This window comes from Cupriavidus gilardii (assembly GCF_013347325.1).
GTDB lineage: Bacteria > Pseudomonadota > Gammaproteobacteria > Burkholderiales > Burkholderiaceae > Cupriavidus > Cupriavidus gilardii.
The window spans coordinates 2,073,794-2,094,053 of the sequence record NZ_CP054624.1; the positions used below are offsets into that span (position 1 = coordinate 2,073,794).

The window sequence follows — 20,260 nt, forward strand, 5'->3', positions numbered from 1 at the left end:
TGCGTTGCGGCCCCGATTTTGAGACACCTTCTGCTTGCCGGGTGACCCCAAGGACTGTATATTTGTACAGTCCTTGATCGCCACGGAGGTAAGCATGTCAATCGCACGAGCCGGCAGCAAGAACGAGGCCCTGCGTCTGCTGGCCGCCCGTGAGGTTCTGGCGCTGGAGCTGGACTATGAAACGGGTTGGCAGGACGCCGTCGAACTGGGCCGGCTGGGGGAAAAACGCGGCATCCGCGTCCAGTACCGCGGCCAGGAAAGCATCGCGGTACGCTCGCACGACGCCCTGATCGAAGGGCTCGCCAAACCCAAGACCACCTTCCGTCAGCGCAATCTCTATTGCCTGTTCGATCTCGGCGCCATTCCAGACCAGCAACTGCACGAGCTGGAAGCGCGCGCCAGCCGCCTCGGCGACTACATCCTCGCCGGTCATCTGCTGCGCGACGTCGATGCCTTCTGGCATTGAGACGGCATTGAGACGCCATCGAGGCGTGACACAGGCGTGACGCAAGCGGGTTCCTGCGACGCCGTGCCGCAGCCTCTGCAATCTCGCCAAAACCACCGCTTTACCCGAAGATCCACCAAATACTTTCGTGAGGTTTTCGAAAGAAGGTGGTAACCGGGCAACGCACGATGGTGCCCCCGATCGCGGGCGCGGTTCGTCCAGCGTCAGCCAGCGAGCGGTAACGATCAGGCCAAAACACAACAGGAGACTCGCGACACCATGTCAGCCAACCTGTACGACGCCAAGGAACCGCTGCTGCGCTGTCTGCAAGAGAATCTGGCCGGCTGGCATTCGGCCCTGGACCACGTTCTGTCGCAGTCCGGCATCTCGACCGCGGAATGGCATCTGCTGCAACACCTGGCACACCGCCAGCGCGTCGAACCGCACCAGCTCACCGCTTCCTGCGCTCTCCCCTGGCTCCAGACCGAGGAATTCGAGGCGATGGTCCGCAGCCTGTCGGACCAGGGATGGCTCGAACCCCAGCCCGGCCCGCACGCGGCGCAGCCGATTCCGCTCATCCGCTCGAGCGCCAGCCATCGGATGGACAAGCTGGGTCAGGCCATCAAGGCGCTGCAATCGGTCTGGGTCTCGCCGCTGAGCCTGGAAGAGCGCGGCATGATGATCACCTATCTGACCAAGATGCAGCGCCAGCTCGAGCGGCTGGCGGCCCGCAACCCGGCGAACCGTGGCAGCGCGACGCGGGGCGCCCCGGACCGGCGGGTGCTGATCCGCTGAATTGCCGGCCGCTGCCTGACTACGCTCCAGCGCTGGTGCTGGCGCTGAGGCTGGCGTTGGGGCGATACTGCGGCCAGATCGCGCGCGCTTGCGGGCACACCGCATTGCGCGGCAACTGCAGCAAGGTCAATCCAAACCGCCCCTCTCCGCTGTCGACCGCTCCCAACGACGCTTCCATCAGCTGACCTGTGGCCGGCGCCTGGGCAAACCAGTCCGACATCGCCACAAGGCGCTCCTGCACGGCGACAGCCGGCATGACGTCGTTGGACAATTCCATCGCGCGCGGCGTCTCTCGCGCCGGCACCGCATCCGTATCGATACGCCAGCCCGCCGAACACGCCGTCTCGCTGAGCCAGCTGGCCCGTACCGTCCCGGCCTCGTCGAGCACCAGCACGGCCTTCTGCGCCGTGCGCGCCAGCCAGCGGCGCGCGGCATGCAGCAGCGGCACCTGCAGTTGCGAGGCAAAAGCCATCAGCACATCGCCATCGACATGACCCGCCAGGCCGAGCTGGCAAGCGGCGGCCGGCATCGTCAGCCGCGCCGCAAAGCTGTAGGCACGCGCGGCCGGGCTGTCGTCGTCGGCCAGCGAATACAGGCCGGCTTGCCGGCACTCGAACGCGTCGGTATCGGCATGCTCCGCCCGCATCGCATAGCAGGCGAGCAACCAGGCCTGGACGAAGCGGGTTTCTGCCGGACCCAGCGCGGCGCGGTGCAGCAGTGTCCAGCCGCCGGTGCCGGTGCGGTACAACACGCCGTCGATATCGCCGAGATCCGCCGGCTGGACCGACACGATCGGATCGCGGCGGCCCAGGACGGCCGCGGCCCCCAGCGCCAGCGCGCCCACGTCGAGCGGTGCGGTCGGCGACGTAGCGCAGGCCGCCTGCAGTGCGGCAATGATCGGAAAGCAGGGCGGACCAGCCGGCTCGTCGCCGGCCAGTGCCAGATGCGGAGCCCAGCCGTGCGCGCCGGCACCGGGATGTGCCATCCCGGGTGCCGTGCCGGCAAGGCGGACGCGTTGAAGCTGTTTCATGCTCGAACCCTCCGCGCCCGGGCCGGCGTCAATCGCGCAACAGCTGCTTGGCGATGATCATCTGCTGGATCTGCGTGGTGCCTTCGTACAGGCGCAGCAGACGGACGTCGCGATAGAAGCGTTCGGCCTTGTACTCGGCGATATAGCCGGCGCCGCCGTGGATCTGCACCGCGCGATCGGCCACGCGGCCGACCATCTCGGTACAGAACATCTTGACGCACGAGGCCAGCATGCTGACTTCGGGATCGCTCTTGCCAGGCTCCTTGGCGTCGTAACGCTGCGCGCAATCGCGCACCATCGACAGGCCGGCGTACAGCTCGGCCTGGCTGTCGGCCAGCATGCCCTGGATCAGCTGGAACTCGCCGATCGGGCGGCCGAACTGCTTGCGATCCTTGGCATAGGCAACGGCGTCGGTCAGCAGGCGGTGCGCCATGCCGCAGGCCAACGCCGAGATATGCAGGCGGCCGCGGTCGAGCACCTTCATCGCGGTCTTGAAGCCCACGCCCGGCACGCCGCCGATGATGTTGGCCGCCGGCACACGCACGTTCTCCAGCACCACGTCGCAGGTCTTGGTGCCGCGCTGGCCCATCTTCTTGTCGGGCTTGCCCAGCGAGATCCCCGGCGTGTCGGCCGGCACGATGAAGGCCGAGATACCGGATGCCCCCGGGCCGCCGGTGCGCGCCATCAGCGTGAAGGCGCCGGCGCGCGGCGCATTGGTGATGAAGCGCTTGGTGCCGTTGATCACATAGTGATCGCCGTCCAGCTCGGCCTTGGTCTGCAGCGAAGCTGCGTCGGAACCCGCGTTCGGCTCGGTCAGCGCGAACGAGATGACCAGCTCGCCGCTGGCAATGCGCGGCAGATAGTTCTGTTTCTGCTCCTCGGTGCCGTCCATCAGGATGCCTTGCGAGCCGATGCCGACGTTGGTGCCGAACACCGAGCGGAAGGCGAGCGCGGTATGGCCGAGGTCGTAGACCACATCGCATTCCTGCGACATCGACAGCCCGATGCCGCCGTAGTTTTCCGGGATCGAGATGCCGAACAGGCCCATCTCCTTCATGTCGGCCACGATATCGGCCGGCACGTCGTCCGTTTCCTCGAGGATGTCCTCGGCGGGCTTCAGGCGCTCTTCGATGAAGCGCTGCACCGAGGCGCGCAGCAGGGAAAACGATTCGGTGTCCAGGGTCATGGCGGTCTCCGTGGGAAGGCGGGGAGGAAGGGTGGCAGCCCCGGCCGGCAGTGGCCGAGCAGGCAGCCGTGCCGACAATGCGGGCGAATGCCCGTCATGGTACGCCGCCCCCGGATTTTGACAATCCACGCCAGCTTGGACAGAATGGACAGCCATATTTGACAATCCCCGCCCGGTGCTGCGATCCGGCGCGCCTTCCCGGCCCTTCCCCCCTGTGCCGCCATGATGGATCTGAACGCCCTGCGCCTGTTCGTCGATATCGTCGACGCCGGCAACCTGTCCGCCGCCGCGCGCAAGCTGAAGATGACGCGCGCCAACGTCAGCTACCGGCTCAAGGCGCTCGAGGAAGAACTCGGTGTGCAACTGCTGCGCCGGACCACGCGCCATGTCGAGCCGACCCCGGTGGGCGCCGGCCTCTACGAGCACGGCCGCAACATCCTGGCCGAGGTGGCGGCGGCCGATGCGCTGATCACCAATATGGGCAAGACGCTGCAGGGCCATGTGCGGCTGTCGGTGCCGACGGGCCTGGGGCATGCGCTGCTGTCGCCGCTGCTGGTGCAGTTCAAGCACCGCTACCCGGACATCACGCTCGATGTGGTGTTCGACAACCGCATCCACAACCTGGTCTCGGAGGACGTCGAGGTCGCGCTGCGGATCATCTCGACGCCGCCCGATTCGGTGGTGGCCACCGAAATCGGCGAGGTCGACTGGGTGGTCTGCGCCTCGCCGGCCTATCTGGCCGCGCAGCCGGCGCCACGGACGCTTGCCGATCTGCAGCGCCACGCGATCGTCTGCGCCTCGCCGGTCGGGCAGAAGCTGAAGGCCTTCGGCACGCGCGCCGGCGAGGACCAGCGCGAGCAGGTCGCGCTGGAACCGACGCTCAGTTCCGAGAATTTCGCCTTCCTGAAGGAGGCCGTGCTGGGCGATGTCGGCATCGGCATCTTTCCGCTGTATGCGATCGGCCGCGAGCTGGCCGCGGGCCTGCTGACGCCGGTGTTGCGCGACTACCGCATCAGCGTGTTCGGCAGCCGGCTCTATATGCTGACGCTGCCGAACCGCTACCAGACCATGGCGACGCGCTGCCTGCTGACGTTCCTGAAGGGCGAACTGCAGGCGATCTGGCCCCGGCTGGCCGCGATGCCGCAGTAACGCAGCAGCGCAACGATGCAATGACCCGGTCGCCGGCAGGAGCCGACGGGGGCGCCAACCTCACTGGCGCCCCACCTCCTCTAATCCGGCCCGCCCGTCGACGCGCGCTCGATCACGCGAAACCCCACGTCGACGACGCGCGGCTCCACCGGCAGCCCCTTGCACTTGTCCAGGATCAGCCGCGCCGCGGTCGCGCCGATGTGCGCGGCGTCGACCTGGACCGTGGTCAGCGACGGCGCCATGTGCGCGGACGCCTCGGCATCGCCAAAGCCGCAGACCGCCAGATCCTCGGGCACGCGCAAACCCCGCGCCTGCGCTTCGACCAGCACGCCCTGCGCCAGCTGGTCCGAACTGCAGCAGATCGCCTGCAGGCGCGGTTCCTTGTCCAGCAGCTCGGCCAGCGCGCGCCGCCCCAACGGCAGATTGCTCGGTGCCGGCACGACCGCGGTCGGCACCGGCCGGCCGAACGTCGACACGAATGCCTCCGAGCGGATCCGCGCGCGGCGATCGTCGCCGGTGGCGATGCCCACGCGCTGCCAGCCCTTGGCGAGGAAATAGCCGGCCACCGCGCTGCCGACCTTGACGTGCGAAAAACCGACCGCCATGTCCACCGGCCGGTCGCTGAGCTCCCAGGTCTCGACGACCGGAATGCCGGACTGCCGCAGCCGCTCGCGCGCCGCCTCGGACTGGATCAGCCCGGTGACGACGATACCGTCCGGGCGCCGGCCGATCATCGCGTTGAGCAGCGCTTCTTCGCGCGAGTCGTCGTAGCTGCTCTGTCCGAGGATCAGGTGGTAGCCGGCGGCCTCCAGCGTTTCGGTCAATGCCTTGATGGTCGGCAGGAATTGCGTCACGGCGATATCGGGCACGACGGCCGCCACCATCAGGCTGCGCCGCGACTTCAGTCCGCCCGCGATCAGGTTCGGGATATAGCCGACCGCGTCGGCCGCCTGCTGCACGCGTTCGATCGTCTTGGGCGACACCATGCCGGGATTGCTGAGTGCGCGGGAGGCGGTGATCAGCGACACGCCGGCCTCGCGGGCAACGTCATGCAGGGTGACGGACTTGTTCTGCGCTTTGGTGGTGGCCACGTTTTGAGGTTCTGCTCGGGTTCTGCTCACGGACAAGGGATCACGGCGGGCAATTCGGCACCGCGGGCACAGGACCGGCTCAGGGAAACCCAGCGGCGCCCCTGTGCCGAATCGCGTTGACAGCGACGATATGACAACGTTAGCATTTCGCCGAAACGCGCCCGTTCGTGCCGCGCCGTGCCGAAAAATGCTCGACGCATGGCTTGCGACATTGTAACGGGCTTGCTTTGGCGCCGAAATGACAACGTTGTCATACGAACACAACCGCGCATGCGCGGGGCCGCCCCAGCCGCATCGAAGCCATTCCAACGGAGACCGCGCAATGCCCCTCGCCGCCGACCGCATCGCCTGGATCCGCCTGTCCAGTTGCTATCTGCCGCTGGCCACCCCGATCAGCGACGCCAAGGTGCTGACCGGCCGCCAGAAGCCGATGACCGAGGTTGCGATCCTGTTCGCCGAGATCGCCACGGCGGATGGGCGCGAAGGCCTGGGCTTCAGCTATTCGAAGCGCGCCGGCGGTCCCGGCCAGTACGCCCACGCCTGCGAACTCGCGCCGACGCTGCTGGGCGAAGACCCCAGCGATATCGCGCGGCTGTGGGACAGGCTGTGCTGGGCTGGCGCCTCGGTCGGGCGCAGCGGCATGGCAACGCAGGCGATCGGCGCCTTCGACGTGGCGCTGTGGGACCTGAAGGCGCGCCGCGCAGGCCTGTCGCTGGCCAAGCTGCTCGGCGCGCAGCGCGATGCGGTGCGCTGCTACAACACCTCGGGCGGCTTCCTGCATACGCCGCTCGATCAGCTGTTGATCAACGCCGCGGCCTCCGTCGAGCGCGGCATCGGCGGCATCAAGCTCAAGGTCGGCCAGCCAGACGGCGCGCGCGACCTCCAGCGGGTCGGCGCCGTGCGCAAGCACCTGGGCGACGCGGTGCCGCTGATGGTCGACGCCAATCAGCAGTGGGACCGTCCGACCGCGCAGCGCATGTGCCGGACGCTGGAGCCCTTCAATCTGGTCTGGATCGAGGAACCGCTGGACGCCTACGACCACGAGGGCCATGCCGCGCTCGCCGCGCGGTTCGATACCCCGATCGCCACCGGCGAGATGCTGACCAGCGCCGCCGAACACTGGGACCTGATCCGCCACCGCGCCGCCGACTACCTGATGCCCGACGCCCCGCGCGTGGGCGGCATCACGCCCTTCCTGAAAGTCGCCGCGCTGGCCGAGCACGCCGGGCTGATGCTGGCTCCGCATTTCGCGATGGAGCTGCATGTCCATCTGGCGGCGGCGTATCCGCGCGAGCCCTGGGTCGAGCATTTCGACTGGCTCGAGCCGCTGTTCAACGAGCGGCTCGAGATCCGCGATGGCCGCATCGTCGTGCCGACGCGGCCCGGCCTGGGCGTCTCGATCAGCGAGCAGGCGCGTGCATGGACGCGCGCGCAGGCCGAATTCGGCGAGCGTCCGTAAGGGCCGCCCGCCAATGAAGAACAGGCCGGCGCCAAAGACCGGCCGATCCACGCCAAGCGAGAGACCCATCCTCAAGGAGACACCGATGAAACGCCTGATCGCCACGCTGGCCTTCGGCCTCGCCGCCACGCTGTCGGCCCACGCCGCCTGGCCCGACAAGCCGGTCACGATGGTGGTGCCCTTCCCCGCCGGCGGCTCCACCGACGTGATTGCCCGCATCGTCGGCGCCAAGCTGCAGGAGCAGACCGGCGTCAGCTTCCTGGTCGAGAACAAGCCCGGCGCGGCGGGCGCGATCGGCGCCAGCTTCGTCAAGCGCGCGGCGCCGGACGGCTACACGCTGCTCGTGTCGTCGCTCGGACCGCTGGTCATCGCCCCGCATCTGATCAAGAGCACGCCGTACGATCCGGCCCGCGATTTCGACTACATCTCGGTGGCGGTGCAGGCGCCGAACATCCTGGCGGTGCCGGCCAATTCGCGCTTCCAGACGCTGCAGGAAGTCGTCGCGTACCTCAAGACCAATCCCGGCAAGCTGACCTTCGCCTCGGCCGGCAACGGCACCAGCGACCATCTGACCGCCGAGCTGTTCTGGCAGCAGACCGGCACCATTGGCACGCATGTCCCGTACAAGGGCGGCGCGCCCGCGATGAACGACCTGATCGGCGGCCAGGTCGATGCGACCTTCATGAACATCAATACCGCGATGCCGCAGGTCAGGGCCGGCAAGATCCGCGCACTGGCAATCACCAGCACGCAGCGCTCGCCGGTGCTGCCGTCGGTGCCGACCATGGAAGAAGCGGGCATCAAGAACCTGGTCGTCTATTCGTGGCAGGCCGTGGCGGCGCCCAGGGGATTGCCCGCCGATATCCGCGAGCGGCTGCACAAGGGCATCGTCGCCGCGCTGAACGACCCTGCCGTCAAGAACAAGCTGCTCGAGGTCGGCTTCGAGATCGTCGGCAACACGCCCGAACAATTCACCCGCTTCCAGGCCGCCGAGTCGGCCCGCTGGAAGCACGTCATCGAAACCGGAAAAATCGCCGCCGACTGACGGCGGCACAGGAGACCCACTCATGATGCAAACGGCGAGCCGAAGCCCCGGCCAACCGCTCTATATCCGCATGCACGAGGCCGACAACGTCGCGATCGTCGCCAACGATGGCGGCCTGCCGGCCGGCGCCACCTTCCGCTGCGGACTGCAACTGGTCGAGGCGGTGCCGCAGGGCCACAAGGTCGCGCTGGTCGATCTCGACGAGGGCGCGCCGGTGCTGCGCTACAACGTCGTCATCGGCTACACGGTCAAGCCGCTGCCGCGCGGCAGCTGGGTCAACGAGCGCGTGCTCAGGATGCCGTCGGCACCGGCGCTGGACGCGCTGCCGATCGCCACGCGCGTGCCGCCCGCGCTGCCGCCGCTGGACGGCTACACGTTCCAGGGCTATCGCAATGCCGACGGCTCGGTCGGCACGCGCAACATCCTCGCGATCACGACCACGGTGCAGTGCGTGGCCGGCGTGGTCGACTTCGCGGTGCGCCGGATCAAGGCCGAGCTGCTGCCGCGCTATCCGAACGTCGACGACGTGGTGGCGCTGGAACACAGCTATGGCTGCGGCGTGGCCATCGACGCGCCCGACGCGGTGATCCCGATCCGCACGATCCGCAACCTGGCGCTCAATCCGAACTTCGGCGGCGAGGTGATGATCGTCAGCCTCGGCTGCGAGAAGCTGCAGCCGACGCGGCTGATCGAGGCCGGCGCGATTCCGCTGCAGGTCGAAGGCGGCGCGCCGGACGTGGTGTGCCTGCAGGATGAGCGCCATGTCGGCTTCGGCTCGATGATCGATTCGATCCTGGAGACGGCCGAGCGCCATCTGCAACGGCTGAACGCACGCCGGCGCGAGACGTGCCCGGCCTCCGACCTGGTGGTCGGCGTGCAGTGCGGCGGCAGCGATGCGTTCTCCGGGGTCACGGCCAATCCCGCGGTCGGCTTCGCCACCGATTTGCTGGTGCGCGCTGGCGCCACCGTGATGTTCTCCGAGGTCACCGAGGTGCGCGACGGCATCGACCAGCTGACCGCGCGCGCCGCCACGCCCGAGGTCGCGCAGGCGATGATCGAGCAGATGGCGTGGTACGACCGTTACCTCAGCAAGGGCCGCGTCGACCGCAGCGCCAATACCACGCCCGGCAACAAGAAGGGCGGCCTGTCGAACATCGTCGAAAAGGCGATGGGCTCGATCGTCAAGTCGGGCACCGGACCGATCCATGGCGTAGTGGCGCCCGGCGAAAAGGCCAGGCAGAAGGGCCTGCTCTATGCGGCGACGCCGGCCAGCGACTTCATCTGCGGCACGCTGCAGCTGGCCGCCGGCATCAACCTGCATGTGTTCACCACCGGACGCGGCACGCCGTACGGACTGGCCGAAGTCCCGGTGATCAAGGTCGCCACGCGCAGCGACCTGGCGCGCCGCTGGCACGACCTGATGGACATCGACGCCGGCCGCATCGCCACCGGCGAGGCCACCATCGAAGAGGTCGGCTGGCAGCTGTTCCACGCGATGCTGGACATCGCCAGCGGCCGCAAGTCGTATGCCGAGCAGTGGAAGCTGCAGAACGCGCTGGTGCTGTTCAATCCGGCGCCGGTGACCTGAGCGCGGTGGCCTCGTCGGCGCCCAGCTCGCCGCTGTCCTCCTTGAGCCGCACGCCGCTGCAGCCGAGCGCGACCGCGCCGCGCAGCAGCCACGCCAGGCGGTCGGCCGCCTGCCGGTACGACAGCCCTTCGGGACGCACGTTGGAGATGCAGTTGCGCTGCGCGTCGGTGCGGCCGGGGTGCGGGTCGTAGGTCAGATAGATGCCGAGGCTGTCCGGCGAGCTGAGCCCGGGGCGCTCGCCGATCAGCATCACCACCTGGCGCGCGCGCAGCAGTTCGCCGATCTCGTCGCCGAGGGCCACGCGCGACTGCTCGGCGATTGCGACCGGGCCGATCCGCCAGTCGGGCAGCCGCTCGCGCACCGCGCGCAGCACCGGTACCGCATGGCGCTGCGCCGCCTGCGCCGACAGCCCGTCGGCGATCACGAAGGCCACGTCGCATGGCTCGCCCGCCGCCTGGCGCAGCCGCTCGCGGCTGTCATCGTCCAGCCGGCGGCCAAGATCCGGGCGGCGCAGATACTGCGCGCGATGCGCCGCCGCGCTATGGACCCGCAGGCTGGCAAACCCCGCCTCGTCCAGCGCCGCCTTGACGGCCTCGCACGACAGCGGCTGGTGCACCGCGTCGCGCGCCTGCGCATGAGCCAGGCCGAACGCGAGCACCGCGTCGGTCGGCTGGCTATGCCCGGCGCGGCCGAGCGCGATGCGCGCCGAGGTGAACTGGCGCAGCCGTTGCCAGGGATGGGGCGGGGCCAGGGTAGAAGGCATCGGTCGCTCCTGAATGAGCTCGAACGAGCTTGAATGGGCCTGAATCGCTTACAGGTCATGCGCCAGTTGCAGCAGCGGCTGGCGCTCGGCCGGCTCGACCAGCCTGCCGTCGCCGCCGAGGATGCCGGTGCGCTGGAGCCACGCCTCGAACTCCGGCGCCGGCGCCAGGCCCAGCGTCTCGCGCAGGTACAACGCATCGTGGAAGGCCGTGCTCTGGTAGTTCAGCATGATGTCGTCCGCGCCAGGCACGCCCATGATGAAGTTGACGCCGGCCACGCCGAACAGCGTCAGCAGCGTGTCCATATCGTCCTGATCGGCCTCGGCGTGGTTGGTGTAGCAGATATCGCAGCCCATCGGCACGCCGAGCAGCTTGCCGCAGAAATGGTCCTCCAGCCCGGCGCGCACGATTTGCTTGCCGTCGTACAGGTACTCCGGCCCGATGAAGCCGACCACGGTATTGACCAGCAGCGGCGAGAACGCGCGCGCCACCGCGTAGGCCCGCGCCTCCATCGTCTGCTGGTCGACGCCGTGGTGGGCATTGGCCGACAGCGCGCTGCCCTGCCCGGTCTCGAAGTACATCAGGTTGTCGCCGACCGTGCCGCGGCCCAGCGACAGCGCGGCGGCGCGGGCCTCGGCCAGCAGCGCCAGATCGATGCCGAAGGCGGCGTTGGCCTGCTCGCTGCCGGCGATCGACTGGAACACCAGGTCCACCGGCGCGCCCTGCTCGATGGCGCGCAGCGTGTTGGTGACATGGGTCAGCACGCACGACTGCGTCGGCACGCCGTGCCGCTCGCGCAGCTCGTCGATCAGCCGCAGCAGGGCGACGATCGACGCCAGGTTGTCGCCTGCCGGATTGATGCCGATGGTGGCGTCGCCGCAGCCGTAGAACAGCCCGTCGATGATCGAGGCGGCGATTCCCTTGGGGTCGTCGGTCGGATGGTTTGGCTGCAAGCGCACCGACAGCCGGCCCGGCAGTCCGATCGTGTCGCGAAAGCGCGTCACCACGCGGCACTTGCGCGCCACCGCGATCAGGTCCTGGTTGCGCATCAGCTTGCTGACCGCGGCCGCCATCTCGGGCGTGATGCCCGGCGCCACGCGGGCCAGCACCGTGCCGTCGGTCTCGTGCAGCAGCAGCCAGTTGCGGAATTCGCCGACCGTCAGCGCGGCGATCTCCGCGAAGGCGCCGGCGTCGTGGCGGTCGACGATCAGGCGCGTGACCTCGTCGCTTTCGTACGGGATCAGCGCCTCGTTCAGGAAGCGCGACAGCGGCAGGTCGGCCAGCGCCATGCGCGCCGCCATCCGCTCTTCTTCGCTGTCGGCCGCGAGGCCGGCCAGCTGGTCGCCCGAGCGCGCCGGGCTGGCCTTGGCCAGCAGGGTCTTCAGGTCCGCGAACGCGTAGCGTCGCGCGCCGATCGTTTCAGTGAACGCCATCTGTTTCCCCCGGCAAGGAGCGGCGGCCCTGGCATGACGCGGCTTGGCGCGACGGCGGGGCCCCTGGTCCGCAATATAGCGCGCAAACGTCATGGAAGCCCGATGGCGACCCTCTGGCGAAGGGCCTGGGCGGCGAAGCGTACCCGTTTCTGCGTGCCAATCTCGCGGACTCACCGGCCGCCAAAACCGGTCCGATTTCCGTTGCGGGAACGGCGGCTGCGGCGTCGGCGAGCGGACAGTCGTGCCACGCCGGCGCCGGGAGCGTACCCGTTTCTGCGTGCGCCTGCCGGGAAGAAACCCGGACTCCGGAGCTCCGAAGAAGGCGCGTCGCTCGACGACGGCCGGCTACTCCGCCCGACTGCGCACGTAGTCGATATGCGCCTGCATCGCCGTGCGCGCCTCTTCCGGACGCCGCGCCAGGATCGCCGCGCACAGCGTGCGATGCTGCAACAGCAGCTGGTCGGAGGCCTCGGCATCCTGCTCGCGCAGGCCGGTACCGTTGGTCGTGATGTGCTCGCGCAGCATGCCGATCACACTGGTATGCAGGTGCAGGAACATCGTGTTGTGCGAGGCCAGCGCGATCGCCTCGTGCAGCTGGGCATCGGCGTCGGCCTCCGCTCGCTTGTCGTCGTGCTCGCGAGCGCGCTCCAACTGGTCCAACAGCGCGCGGATCCGCCGCAGGTCTTGCGTGTCGGCGCGCAGCGCGGCGAAATAGGCGGTGGCGCCTTCCAGCACGCGGCGAAACTCCAGGATGTCCTCGCGCAAGGCCGGATGATCGGCAACCAGCTGGCGCCACGGTGACGCAATGCCGCTGCGCAGCTGCTCGGTGACGAACACGCCGGCGCCGCGCCGGCTCTGCAGCAGGCCGCGCGCGGCGAGCCGCTGGGTCGCCTCGCGCACCGTGTTGCGTGCGACACCGTAGGTCTCGGCCAATACGCGCTCGGCCGGCAGCCGCGTGCCGGCCGGCCAGGTGCCGTCCAGCAGCGCGGTCTCGACCTTGCGCATCACCTCTTCCACCCGACCGCGCTCGCGCATGCCTGCCGCCATCGTCTTCTCCCTTTGCATCGCCCCGTCACGTGCTGGCCCGCCGCCGGCTCGCCACCTCGCTCGCCGTCTGGTTCGCCAACCGGTTCGCCAACTGGTCCAACCAATTTGAACCTGGTCGCCGCAGCGGGAATTATGCCGCCGAAGCGGACGCGCCTTGCGGCGCCCGATCGGCCCCGGTCGCACCCATTGCGCCCCATCGCGCCCGCCATCAGACGCATGACGACGTCCCCGACACCACGCATCGAGCCCGCCATCGCAGGCGGGCCATCTCCGGAGCGAGACATGATTCCGAGGCAATACCCCGAGGCCCCCGCCGAGGTGTACCTGTTCGCGACCTGCCTGGTCGACCTGTTCGTGCCGCAAGCCGGCCTGGATGCGGTCCGCCTGCTGGAGCGCGAAGGGTTGACCGTGCATTTCCCGCGCGGCCAGAGCTGCTGCGGGCAGCCGGCCTACAGCAGCGGCAACCCCGAGCAGGCCCGCGCCGTCGCGCGCGCCCAGCTCGATCTGTTCGCGCAACCGTGGCCGATCGTCGTGCCCTCGGGTTCCTGCGCCGGCATGATGCGCCATCACTGGCCCAGGCTGTTCGAGGACGATGCCGTGGCCGGGCCGAAGGCGCGCGCGCTGGCCGAGCGCGTGTTCGAGCTGAGCGAGTTCCTGCTGCGCGTGCTGAAGGTCCGCTATCCGGATGCCGCGCAGGCGGTGACGTCGACGTCGGGATCTGTCAGGCCGGAGACCGTGGTGCTGCATACCTCCTGCGCGGCCCGCCGCGAGATGGGCACGCGCGTGCACGGCGTCGAACTGATCGACGCACTGCCCGGTGTCACACGGCTGGAACACGAGCGCGAATCCGAGTGCTGCGGTTTCGGCGGCACCTTCTCGCTGAAGCATCCGGACATTTCGGGGGCGATGGTGCAGGACAAGGTCGCTTCCGCCTGTGCCACTGGCTGCGACACGCTGGTATCGGCCGATTGCGGCTGCCTGCTCAATATCGGCCATGCCGCGCGCCGGCAGGCGCTGGGGCTCAAGGTCGAGCATATGGCCACGTTCCTGTGGCGCCGTCTTGGCGGCCGGGACAACGGCAGCGACAACCGAGGCGATCGCAGCAGCCGCCAAGACGCTGCGACGATCGGCACGGAGACACAGCGATGATCGCCGACGACGCCCGCACCCGCATTCTCGAACGGCTGCGCGCCGCCGCGCCGAACGCCGCCGACGGCCTCGACGGGGCGCCAACGCTGAGCCGGCGCATCGACGCGCATTTCGACGGCCGGCGCGCGATGTACGCGCCCGCGGACGGTGCCACGCTTGCGGACGCGATGCAGGCCGCCCTGCAGGCGGCGCACGCCGAAGTCTGGCGAACCGACGAGGCCGGCTGGCCCGCGCTGCTGGCAGAGCGCCTCGCCGCCGACGGCGTGCGCCGCCTGCTGTTCGATACGGAGGGCTCCGAAGGCGCTGTGCTGTCGCGCACCCTGCCTTCCACCGTGGAAGCCATCGCTTACCGGCGTCCCATCGAAGACTGGAAACGCGAGCTGTTCGACACGATCGACGCCGGCTTCACGGTGGCGCGCTCGGGCATCGCCGCCACCGGCACGCTGGTGCTGGTGCCGGACGCGCGCGCGCCGCGCACGGTCTCGCTGGTCCCGCCGCTGCACGTGGCGCTGGTCTACACCGACACGCTGCATGCCGACCTGCACTCGGCGATGCGCGCCGCGCGTTGGCAGGAAGGCATGCCGACCAATCTGGTGCTGGTCTCCGGCCCGTCGAAGACCTCGGACATCCAGCAGACGCTGGCCTATGGCGCGCATGGTCCGCGCCGGCTGTGGGTGCTGATCGTCGAGCGCGGCGGCAGCACCGCATCGCCGGCAATACAAGCGTCGGCACCGACATCGGGAGAACCGCTATGAGCGCGGCCCCGATGCATTTCGTGCCCTCCGCCGACTTCAAGGCGCGGGCGCGCGCGGCGCTGGACGATCCCAAGCTGCGCAGCAGCTTCCGCGGCGCGATGGACTTCCTGCAGAACAAGCGCGCGATCCAGTTTCCGGACGGCGACGAGCTGCAGGCCTTGCGCGACCTCGGCGAGGCGGTGCGCCAGCATGCGCTGGCGCATCTGCCGCAGCTGCTGGAGCAACTGGAGGCGAAACTGACCGAGGCCGGCGTGCAGGTCCATTGGGCGCAGACGCCAGACGAGGCCAACGCGATCATCGCGGGCATTGCCGAGCGTCACGGCGCGCGCAGCGTGATCAAGGGCAAGTCGATGGCCAGCGAGGAGATCGCGCTGAACCATTACCTGGCCGAGCGCGGCATCCGCAGCCTCGAATCGGACATGGGCGAGTACATCGTCCAGCTGGCCGGCGAGGGGCCCTCGCATATCGTGATGCCGGCGATCCACAAGACTCGTGGCGATATCGCCGCGCTGTTCGAGCAGCATATCCCCGACACGCCTTACACCGAGGACGTCGACACGCTGATCCAGACCGGCCGCCGCGCGCTGCGGCACGCCTTCGTCGAGGCCGATATCGGCCTGTCCGGCGTCAACTTCGCCGCCGCCGACACCGGCACGCTGTGGCTGGTCGAGAACGAGGGCAACGGCCGGCTGTCGACCACCGTGCCGCCGGTGCATATCGCGATCATGGGCATCGAGAAGGTGGTCGCGAGCCTGGACCATATCGTGCCCCTCGCCACGCTGCTGACGCGCTCGGCCACGGGCCAGGCGATCACCACCTATTTCAACCTGATCACCGGTCCACGCCGGGTGGGCGAGCTCGACGGTCCGCGCGAGATGCACGTGGTGCTGCTCGACAACGGCCGGACGCAGGCCTATGCCGACGCGCAACTGCGCGCGACGCTGCAGTGCATCCGCTGCGGCGCGTGCATGAACCACTGCCCGGTCTATACCCGTATCGGCGGACACGCCTATGGCACCACCTATCCGGGTCCGATCGGCAAGATCATCTCGCCGCATCTGCTGGGACTCGACGCCACCGCCGATCTGCCCACTGCGTCGAGCCTGTGCGGCGCCTGCGGCGAGGTCTGCCCGGTCCGGATCCCGATTCCGCAGCTGCTGATCCGGCTGCGCACCGAGGCCAACCGCAATCCCGACGAGGCGGTACAGCATCCCCTGCGCGGCCAGGGCGCGCGCTACAGCCGCGGCGAACAGCTGATCTGGCGTTTCTGGCGCGGCGCGTTCGCGCATCCGCGCCTGTACCGGCTGTTCCGCTGGGCCGCGACGCGGCTGCGCGCGTTCACGCCATCGCGGCAGATGGGGTGGACCGACCATCGAGAGCCCTTGCGGCCGGCGGCCCGCAGCCTCGCCGACCTGCTGCGCGAGCGCGGACAACCGGAATAGCAAACACCCTGCCCACCAACGTCTGTCGTCCCCGCGCAGGCGGGGATCCAGCGGCTCCCGAAGACGCTGGATTCGCGCGCTCGCGGGAACGACGCGGTGGTGACCGGAACGTGCTCGGCCCCTTCGCCAAATCCATTTCCCTTTCTAGACTCGCATCCCTCGGAGGAGACCGATATGCAAACCTGGCAACAGGTCTATATGCCGCTGGGCAGCCTGTGGCTGTCCTCGCTGGCCGCCGCCATTCCCATCCTGTTCTTCTTCGTCGCGCTGGCGCTGCTGCGCATGAAGGGCCATGTGGCCGCCGCGATCACGCTGGCGCTCGCGCTGGCCGTGGCCATCGCCGGCTACGGCATGCCGGTGCCGCAGGCGCTCGCCTCGGCCGGCTACGGCTTTCTGTACGGCCTGTGGCCGATCGCCTGGATCATCGTCACCGCGGTGTTCCTGTACAAGATCGTCGTCAAGACAGGCCAGTTCGACGTGATTCGCGCCTCGGTACTGGCGATCACCGACGACCAGCGCCTGCAGGTGCTGCTGATCGGTTTCGCATTCGGCGCCTTCCTCGAGGGCGCGGCCGGTTTTGGCGCGCCAGTGGCGATCACCGCGGCGCTGCTGGTGGGCCTGGGCTTCAATCCGCTCTATGCCGCGGGGCTGTGCCTGATCGCCAATACCGCACCGGTGGCCTTCGGCGCGATGGGCATTCCCATCATCGTGGCCGGACAGGTGACCGGCATCGACCCGTTTCATATCGGGGCGATGGCCGGCCGGCAATTGCCGCTGCTGTCGCTGGCCGTGCCGTTCTGGCTGGTGTTCATGATGGACGGCGTCAAGGGCGTACGCGAGACCTGGCCCGCCGCGCTGGTCACCGGCGGCAGCTTCGCCGTGACCCAGTACTTCACCGCCAACCATATCGGGCCGGAACTGCCTGACATCACCTCGGCGCTGGTCAGCCTCGTTTCGCTGTCGGCGTTCCTGAAGGTATGGCAACCGCGCAGCGCCGCACGCGCCGCCGGTGCATCGCTGCGTGCCGGCCACGGCGGCGCCGCGGCGCTGGGCGGCTTCGGCGATATGGGCGGTTTCCCGACGATCGGCGCCAAGGATCCGCGCAGCCAGCGCAAGGCGTCGCCGTACACGCTCGCGCAAACCATCCGCGCCTGGGCGCCGTTCGGCATCCTGACGGCGATCGTCACGGTCTGGAGCCTGCAGCCGTTCAAGGCGCTGTTCGCCGCAGGCGGCGCGCTGGCGGACACGGTGCTGAAGTTTTCGGTGCCCTGGCTCGACAAGCTGGTCATCAAGACCGCGCCGATCGTCGCCGAGCCCAAGGCCTATGACGCCGTGCTGAAGATCGACCTGCTGTCCGCGGTCGGCACCGCAATCCTATTGACCGCGCTGATCTCGGCCGTGCTGCTGCGCATGTCGCCGCGCACGCTGCTGGCGACCTTCGGCGAGACGCTGCTCGAGCTGCGCCGGCCCATCCTGTCGATCGGGCTGGTACTGGCCTTCGCCTTCGTCGCCAACTACTCGGGCATGTCGTCGACGCTCGCGCTGCTGCTGGCCGGCACCGGCGCGGCCTTCCCCTTCTTCTCGCCGTTCCTCGGCTGGCTCGGCGTCTTCCTGACCGGCTCCGATACCTCGTCGAACGCGCTGTTCTGCTCGCTGCAGAGCACGACCGCGCATCAGATCGGCGTCTCGGACACGCTGCTGGTGGCCGCCAATACCACCGGCGGCGTGACCGGCAAGATGATCTCGCCGCAGTCGATCGCGGTGGCCTGTGCGGCAACCGGACTGGTCGGCCGCGAGTCGGAGCTGTTCCGCTTCACGGTCAAGCACAGCCTGCTGTTCGCGGTGATCGTCGGGATCATCACGATGGTGCAGGCGTATTGGCTGACGGGGATGATTCCGGGTTGATCGCCAGGCGAGCGCGGGGCGTCGCGCCAGCGAAGGGAATGTGTCGGGATCGTGTGCACGCTCTTCGATGGACGTCGGAAAAAAGCGAAAGCCGGGCAAATCCTGAGGTGGGATAGTGCGGCATCAGTCGAGTGGTGTGGCGGCAAGGACGTTGATCCTTGTCCCACGCCTCGCCGACCGATGCCGCCCTTCTTATCTCGATGGACGAAGACCATGATCACCACCCCGGACCCGAACGTTAGCGGCCACGATCCTATGTCAGCCGAATCTCCCCGCCCGAAGACCCATCGACGCCGCGACAACGCGCTGTCCCGACACGACGCGCTTCAACTGATCCGCAAGCAGATGGGGACAGTCATTCCCCCGTGGGCCCTGTTCACGTCCGTCGGCAGTGGGATCGCGATCGTCATCTCGGTGATGAGCTTCCAGAACTCCAACACGCAAGACAAGGTGGACAAAGGCACCGGACCACTGCAGGCCGAGATCGTTGAAATGGATAAAAGGCAGACAGGTCGGCTCGATGCAGTCGACAAGAGGCTGGATCGCTTCGACGCCAGATTCGATGCAGTGGAAGGCCGACTTGGCGCGCTGGAGGTTCGCGTTGGTGCCATGGACGCGCACATCCAACAAATGGAAACGCACCTCCAGCAAATGGATACGCACCTTCAGCGAATGGACACCCACATGCAACAAATCGACGCCAAGCTCGACCGCTTGCTACGAAAATAAGTGCATCGGGTCATTCGCCGCACGGCGAATGACCCGCCTTCAGGCGGTGTTGCCTACGCCACCGTCGCGTAAGCCAACGTCTTCGGCGTCTTGACGATGACCTCCGGCCGCTCGCCCACGATCACCGTGTCGTCCAGCCGGAAGCCGCCGAGTCCGTAGACATAAAGGCCGGGCTCGGCGGAATACACCTCCCCTGCCAGCAGCGGCCGCGTATTGAACGCCATGTCCTCCGGATACTCATGCAGCATCAGGCCAACGGCATGGCCGGTCCGGTGAAAGACGTATTGCGCGCAGTCGGCCCGCTCGATCACCTGCAATGCCGCGGCATCCATGTCGCAGACGCGTTTGCCGAGCACCGCCGCCTCGACCGCGGCATCGGTGGCTTCGGCCGCGACGGAATACAGGCGCGCCTGCTGGTCCGTCGGCTTGCCGCAGAACCACGTCCGTTCGTTCTCGACGTACAGCCCATTCAAACGCGGCAGCACCAGGTTGACGATGGTGTCGCCCGCCGAAATGCGCGCGCCGCAGGCCGCGCCGTCGCCATGCGGGGAGGCGGAGGCGGGGCCGGACAGCGTCCAGCACTTCAGGATGTCGAAGTCCTCGCCGGGGAAGCGGCGCGCGGCTTCCTCGACCATCAGGGCCGCCATCGCGTGATCGAGTTCCTGGACCAGCCGGCCCGCGCGGATGTTCTCACGGTAGCGATCCTGCACCCAGTCGGTCAGCGCCCCGAGTTCGCGCATGACCTGCAATTCCTCGGGATGCTTGACCCAACGCAGGCCTCGCATGTCCCCCATGGCCGGCCGCAGCGTCAGCTCGGGCAGATAGCGCTGCGCCGCCGTCAGGATGGGGTGGGCGACGTCCACTGCGATGCGGGACATGCCCAGGCCCTTCTGCGCCAGCAGCGCCGCCACGACCTCGGGCAGCTGCGGCACCAACGGCAGGCGATTGGAAACGCGCGGATGCTCGGAGTAATAGGTGATATCCGACAACCACACCTTCCCCTTTTCGGTGGCGAAGCGCATATGGTTGGTCGACAGCTCGTTCATCACCGCAAAGGTGTCACCGTTGCGGGGAACGACGACGAACACCGGCCGTTCCCAGGGCCATACGTCCAACTGGAAGTTGGTCGCGAATTGAAAGAAGTCGGGCGTGCCGAAGACCAGCGCATCGACGCGCAGCCGGTCCATCAGCTTGCGCATCGACGCGAGTCGGTATTCGTGGACGGCTTTTGTCAGATGGGGCATGGCGGTG

The 20,260-nt window shown here is 68.4% G+C and carries 18 protein-coding genes; 11 read left to right on the forward strand and 7 right to left on the reverse strand.

Translation table 11 applies throughout. The features are described from left to right. The first annotated feature begins 94 nt into the window (after positions 1 to 94). Positions 95 to 466: a PHA-granule associated protein 4 gene (locus FOB47_RS09345; protein ID WP_174780690.1), complete on the forward strand. Its 372-nt coding sequence runs from the start codon at positions 95 to 97 to the stop codon at positions 464 to 466. 258 nt (positions 467 to 724) lie between these two features. Continuing rightward, positions 725 to 1,240 (forward strand): hypothetical protein, encoded by a 516-nt coding sequence (locus tag FOB47_RS09350; RefSeq protein ID WP_174780691.1) that lies wholly within the window; start codon positions 725 to 727, stop codon positions 1,238 to 1,240. Positions 1,241 to 1,259: 19 nt separating this feature from the next. On the opposite strand, the gene FOB47_RS09355 is transcribed toward FOB47_RS09350, so the two are convergent. Both FOB47_RS09355 and FOB47_RS09360 read right to left on the reverse strand, forming a co-directional pair. Beyond that, positions 1,260 to 2,270, reverse strand: a complete 1,011-nt coding sequence (locus tag FOB47_RS09355) for a hypothetical protein (RefSeq protein ID WP_174780692.1) — start codon at positions 2,268 to 2,270, stop codon at positions 1,260 to 1,262. A gap of 28 nt (positions 2,271 to 2,298) precedes the next feature. Further along, complete coding sequence (locus tag FOB47_RS09360) at positions 2,299 to 3,456, reverse strand: acyl-CoA dehydrogenase family protein (RefSeq protein WP_006577944.1); 1,158 nt, start codon at positions 3,454 to 3,456, stop codon at positions 2,299 to 2,301. A gap of 225 nt (positions 3,457 to 3,681) precedes the next feature. On the opposite strand from FOB47_RS09360, the gene FOB47_RS09365 reads away from it, so the two are divergent. Then, entirely contained in the window at positions 3,682 to 4,605 is a 924-nt protein-coding gene (locus FOB47_RS09365) for a LysR family transcriptional regulator (RefSeq protein WP_174780969.1), read from the forward strand. An 80-nt stretch (positions 4,606 to 4,685) separates the two neighbouring features. On the opposite strand, the gene FOB47_RS09370 is transcribed toward FOB47_RS09365, so the two are convergent. Next, positions 4,686 to 5,696 (reverse strand): LacI family DNA-binding transcriptional regulator, encoded by a 1,011-nt coding sequence (locus FOB47_RS09370; protein ID WP_174780693.1) that lies wholly within the window; start codon positions 5,694 to 5,696, stop codon positions 4,686 to 4,688. 322 nt (positions 5,697 to 6,018) lie between these two features. On the opposite strand from FOB47_RS09370, the gene FOB47_RS09375 reads away from it, so the two are divergent. The 3 genes from FOB47_RS09375 to garD all read left to right on the forward strand — a co-directional run bounded on the left by FOB47_RS09375 (position 6,019) and on the right by garD (position 9,788). Beyond that, on the forward strand, positions 6,019 to 7,155 hold the full coding sequence (locus tag FOB47_RS09375; RefSeq protein WP_174780694.1) for an L-talarate/galactarate dehydratase: 1,137 nt from the start codon (positions 6,019 to 6,021) through the stop codon (positions 7,153 to 7,155). A gap of 85 nt (positions 7,156 to 7,240) precedes the next feature. After that, positions 7,241 to 8,200, forward strand: coding sequence for a Bug family tripartite tricarboxylate transporter substrate binding protein (locus FOB47_RS09380; protein ID WP_174780695.1), 960 nt, complete (start codon positions 7,241 to 7,243; stop codon positions 8,198 to 8,200). A gap of 25 nt (positions 8,201 to 8,225) precedes the next feature. Then, complete coding sequence (garD, locus tag FOB47_RS09385; RefSeq protein WP_217488922.1) at positions 8,226 to 9,788, forward strand: galactarate dehydratase; 1,563 nt, start codon at positions 8,226 to 8,228, stop codon at positions 9,786 to 9,788. Here garD and eutC read toward each other — a convergent pair. From eutC to FOB47_RS09400, 3 genes are all read right to left on the reverse strand, one after another. Beyond that, positions 9,766 to 10,551 (reverse strand): ethanolamine ammonia-lyase subunit EutC, encoded by a 786-nt coding sequence (eutC, locus tag FOB47_RS09390; protein ID WP_174780697.1) that lies wholly within the window; start codon positions 10,549 to 10,551, stop codon positions 9,766 to 9,768. The genes garD and eutC overlap by 23 nt on opposite strands. Positions 10,552 to 10,599: 48 nt before the next feature. Further along, positions 10,600 to 11,982, reverse strand: a complete 1,383-nt coding sequence (locus FOB47_RS09395) for an ethanolamine ammonia-lyase subunit EutB (RefSeq protein WP_174780698.1) — start codon at positions 11,980 to 11,982, stop codon at positions 10,600 to 10,602. 345 nt (positions 11,983 to 12,327) lie between these two features. Further along, entirely contained in the window at positions 12,328 to 13,029 is a 702-nt protein-coding gene (locus tag FOB47_RS09400) for a FadR/GntR family transcriptional regulator (protein WP_053823369.1), read from the reverse strand. Between the two features lie 282 nt (positions 13,030 to 13,311). Here FOB47_RS09400 and FOB47_RS09405 point away from each other — a divergent pair, with 282 nt between their 5' ends. The 5 genes from FOB47_RS09405 (at position 13,312) to FOB47_RS09425 (ending at position 19,009) form a co-directional block, all read left to right on the forward strand. After that, positions 13,312 to 14,178, forward strand: coding sequence for a (Fe-S)-binding protein (locus FOB47_RS09405; RefSeq protein ID WP_244959217.1), 867 nt, complete (start codon positions 13,312 to 13,314; stop codon positions 14,176 to 14,178). Next, positions 14,175 to 14,933: a LutC/YkgG family protein gene (locus FOB47_RS09410; protein ID WP_174780699.1), complete on the forward strand. Its 759-nt coding sequence runs from the start codon at positions 14,175 to 14,177 to the stop codon at positions 14,931 to 14,933. The genes FOB47_RS09405 and FOB47_RS09410 overlap by 4 nt, the downstream gene beginning before the upstream one ends. Then, complete coding sequence (locus FOB47_RS09415; protein ID WP_053823366.1) at positions 14,930 to 16,375, forward strand: LutB/LldF family L-lactate oxidation iron-sulfur protein; 1,446 nt, start codon at positions 14,930 to 14,932, stop codon at positions 16,373 to 16,375. The genes FOB47_RS09410 and FOB47_RS09415 overlap by 4 nt, the downstream gene beginning before the upstream one ends. Positions 16,376 to 16,549: 174 nt before the next feature. Continuing rightward, positions 16,550 to 18,280: a lactate permease LctP family transporter gene (locus FOB47_RS09420; protein ID WP_174780700.1), complete on the forward strand. Its 1,731-nt coding sequence runs from the start codon at positions 16,550 to 16,552 to the stop codon at positions 18,278 to 18,280. 213 nt (positions 18,281 to 18,493) lie between these two features. After that, positions 18,494 to 19,009, forward strand: a complete 516-nt coding sequence (locus FOB47_RS09425) for a hypothetical protein (protein ID WP_174780701.1) — start codon at positions 18,494 to 18,496, stop codon at positions 19,007 to 19,009. A 53-nt stretch (positions 19,010 to 19,062) separates the two neighbouring features. Here the strand turns inward: FOB47_RS09425 and FOB47_RS09430 are convergent, their stop codons facing one another. Beyond that, on the reverse strand, positions 19,063 to 20,253 hold the full coding sequence (locus tag FOB47_RS09430; protein ID WP_174780702.1) for a M24 family metallopeptidase: 1,191 nt from the start codon (positions 20,251 to 20,253) through the stop codon (positions 19,063 to 19,065). Positions 20,254 to 20,260: the final 7 nt, after the last annotated feature.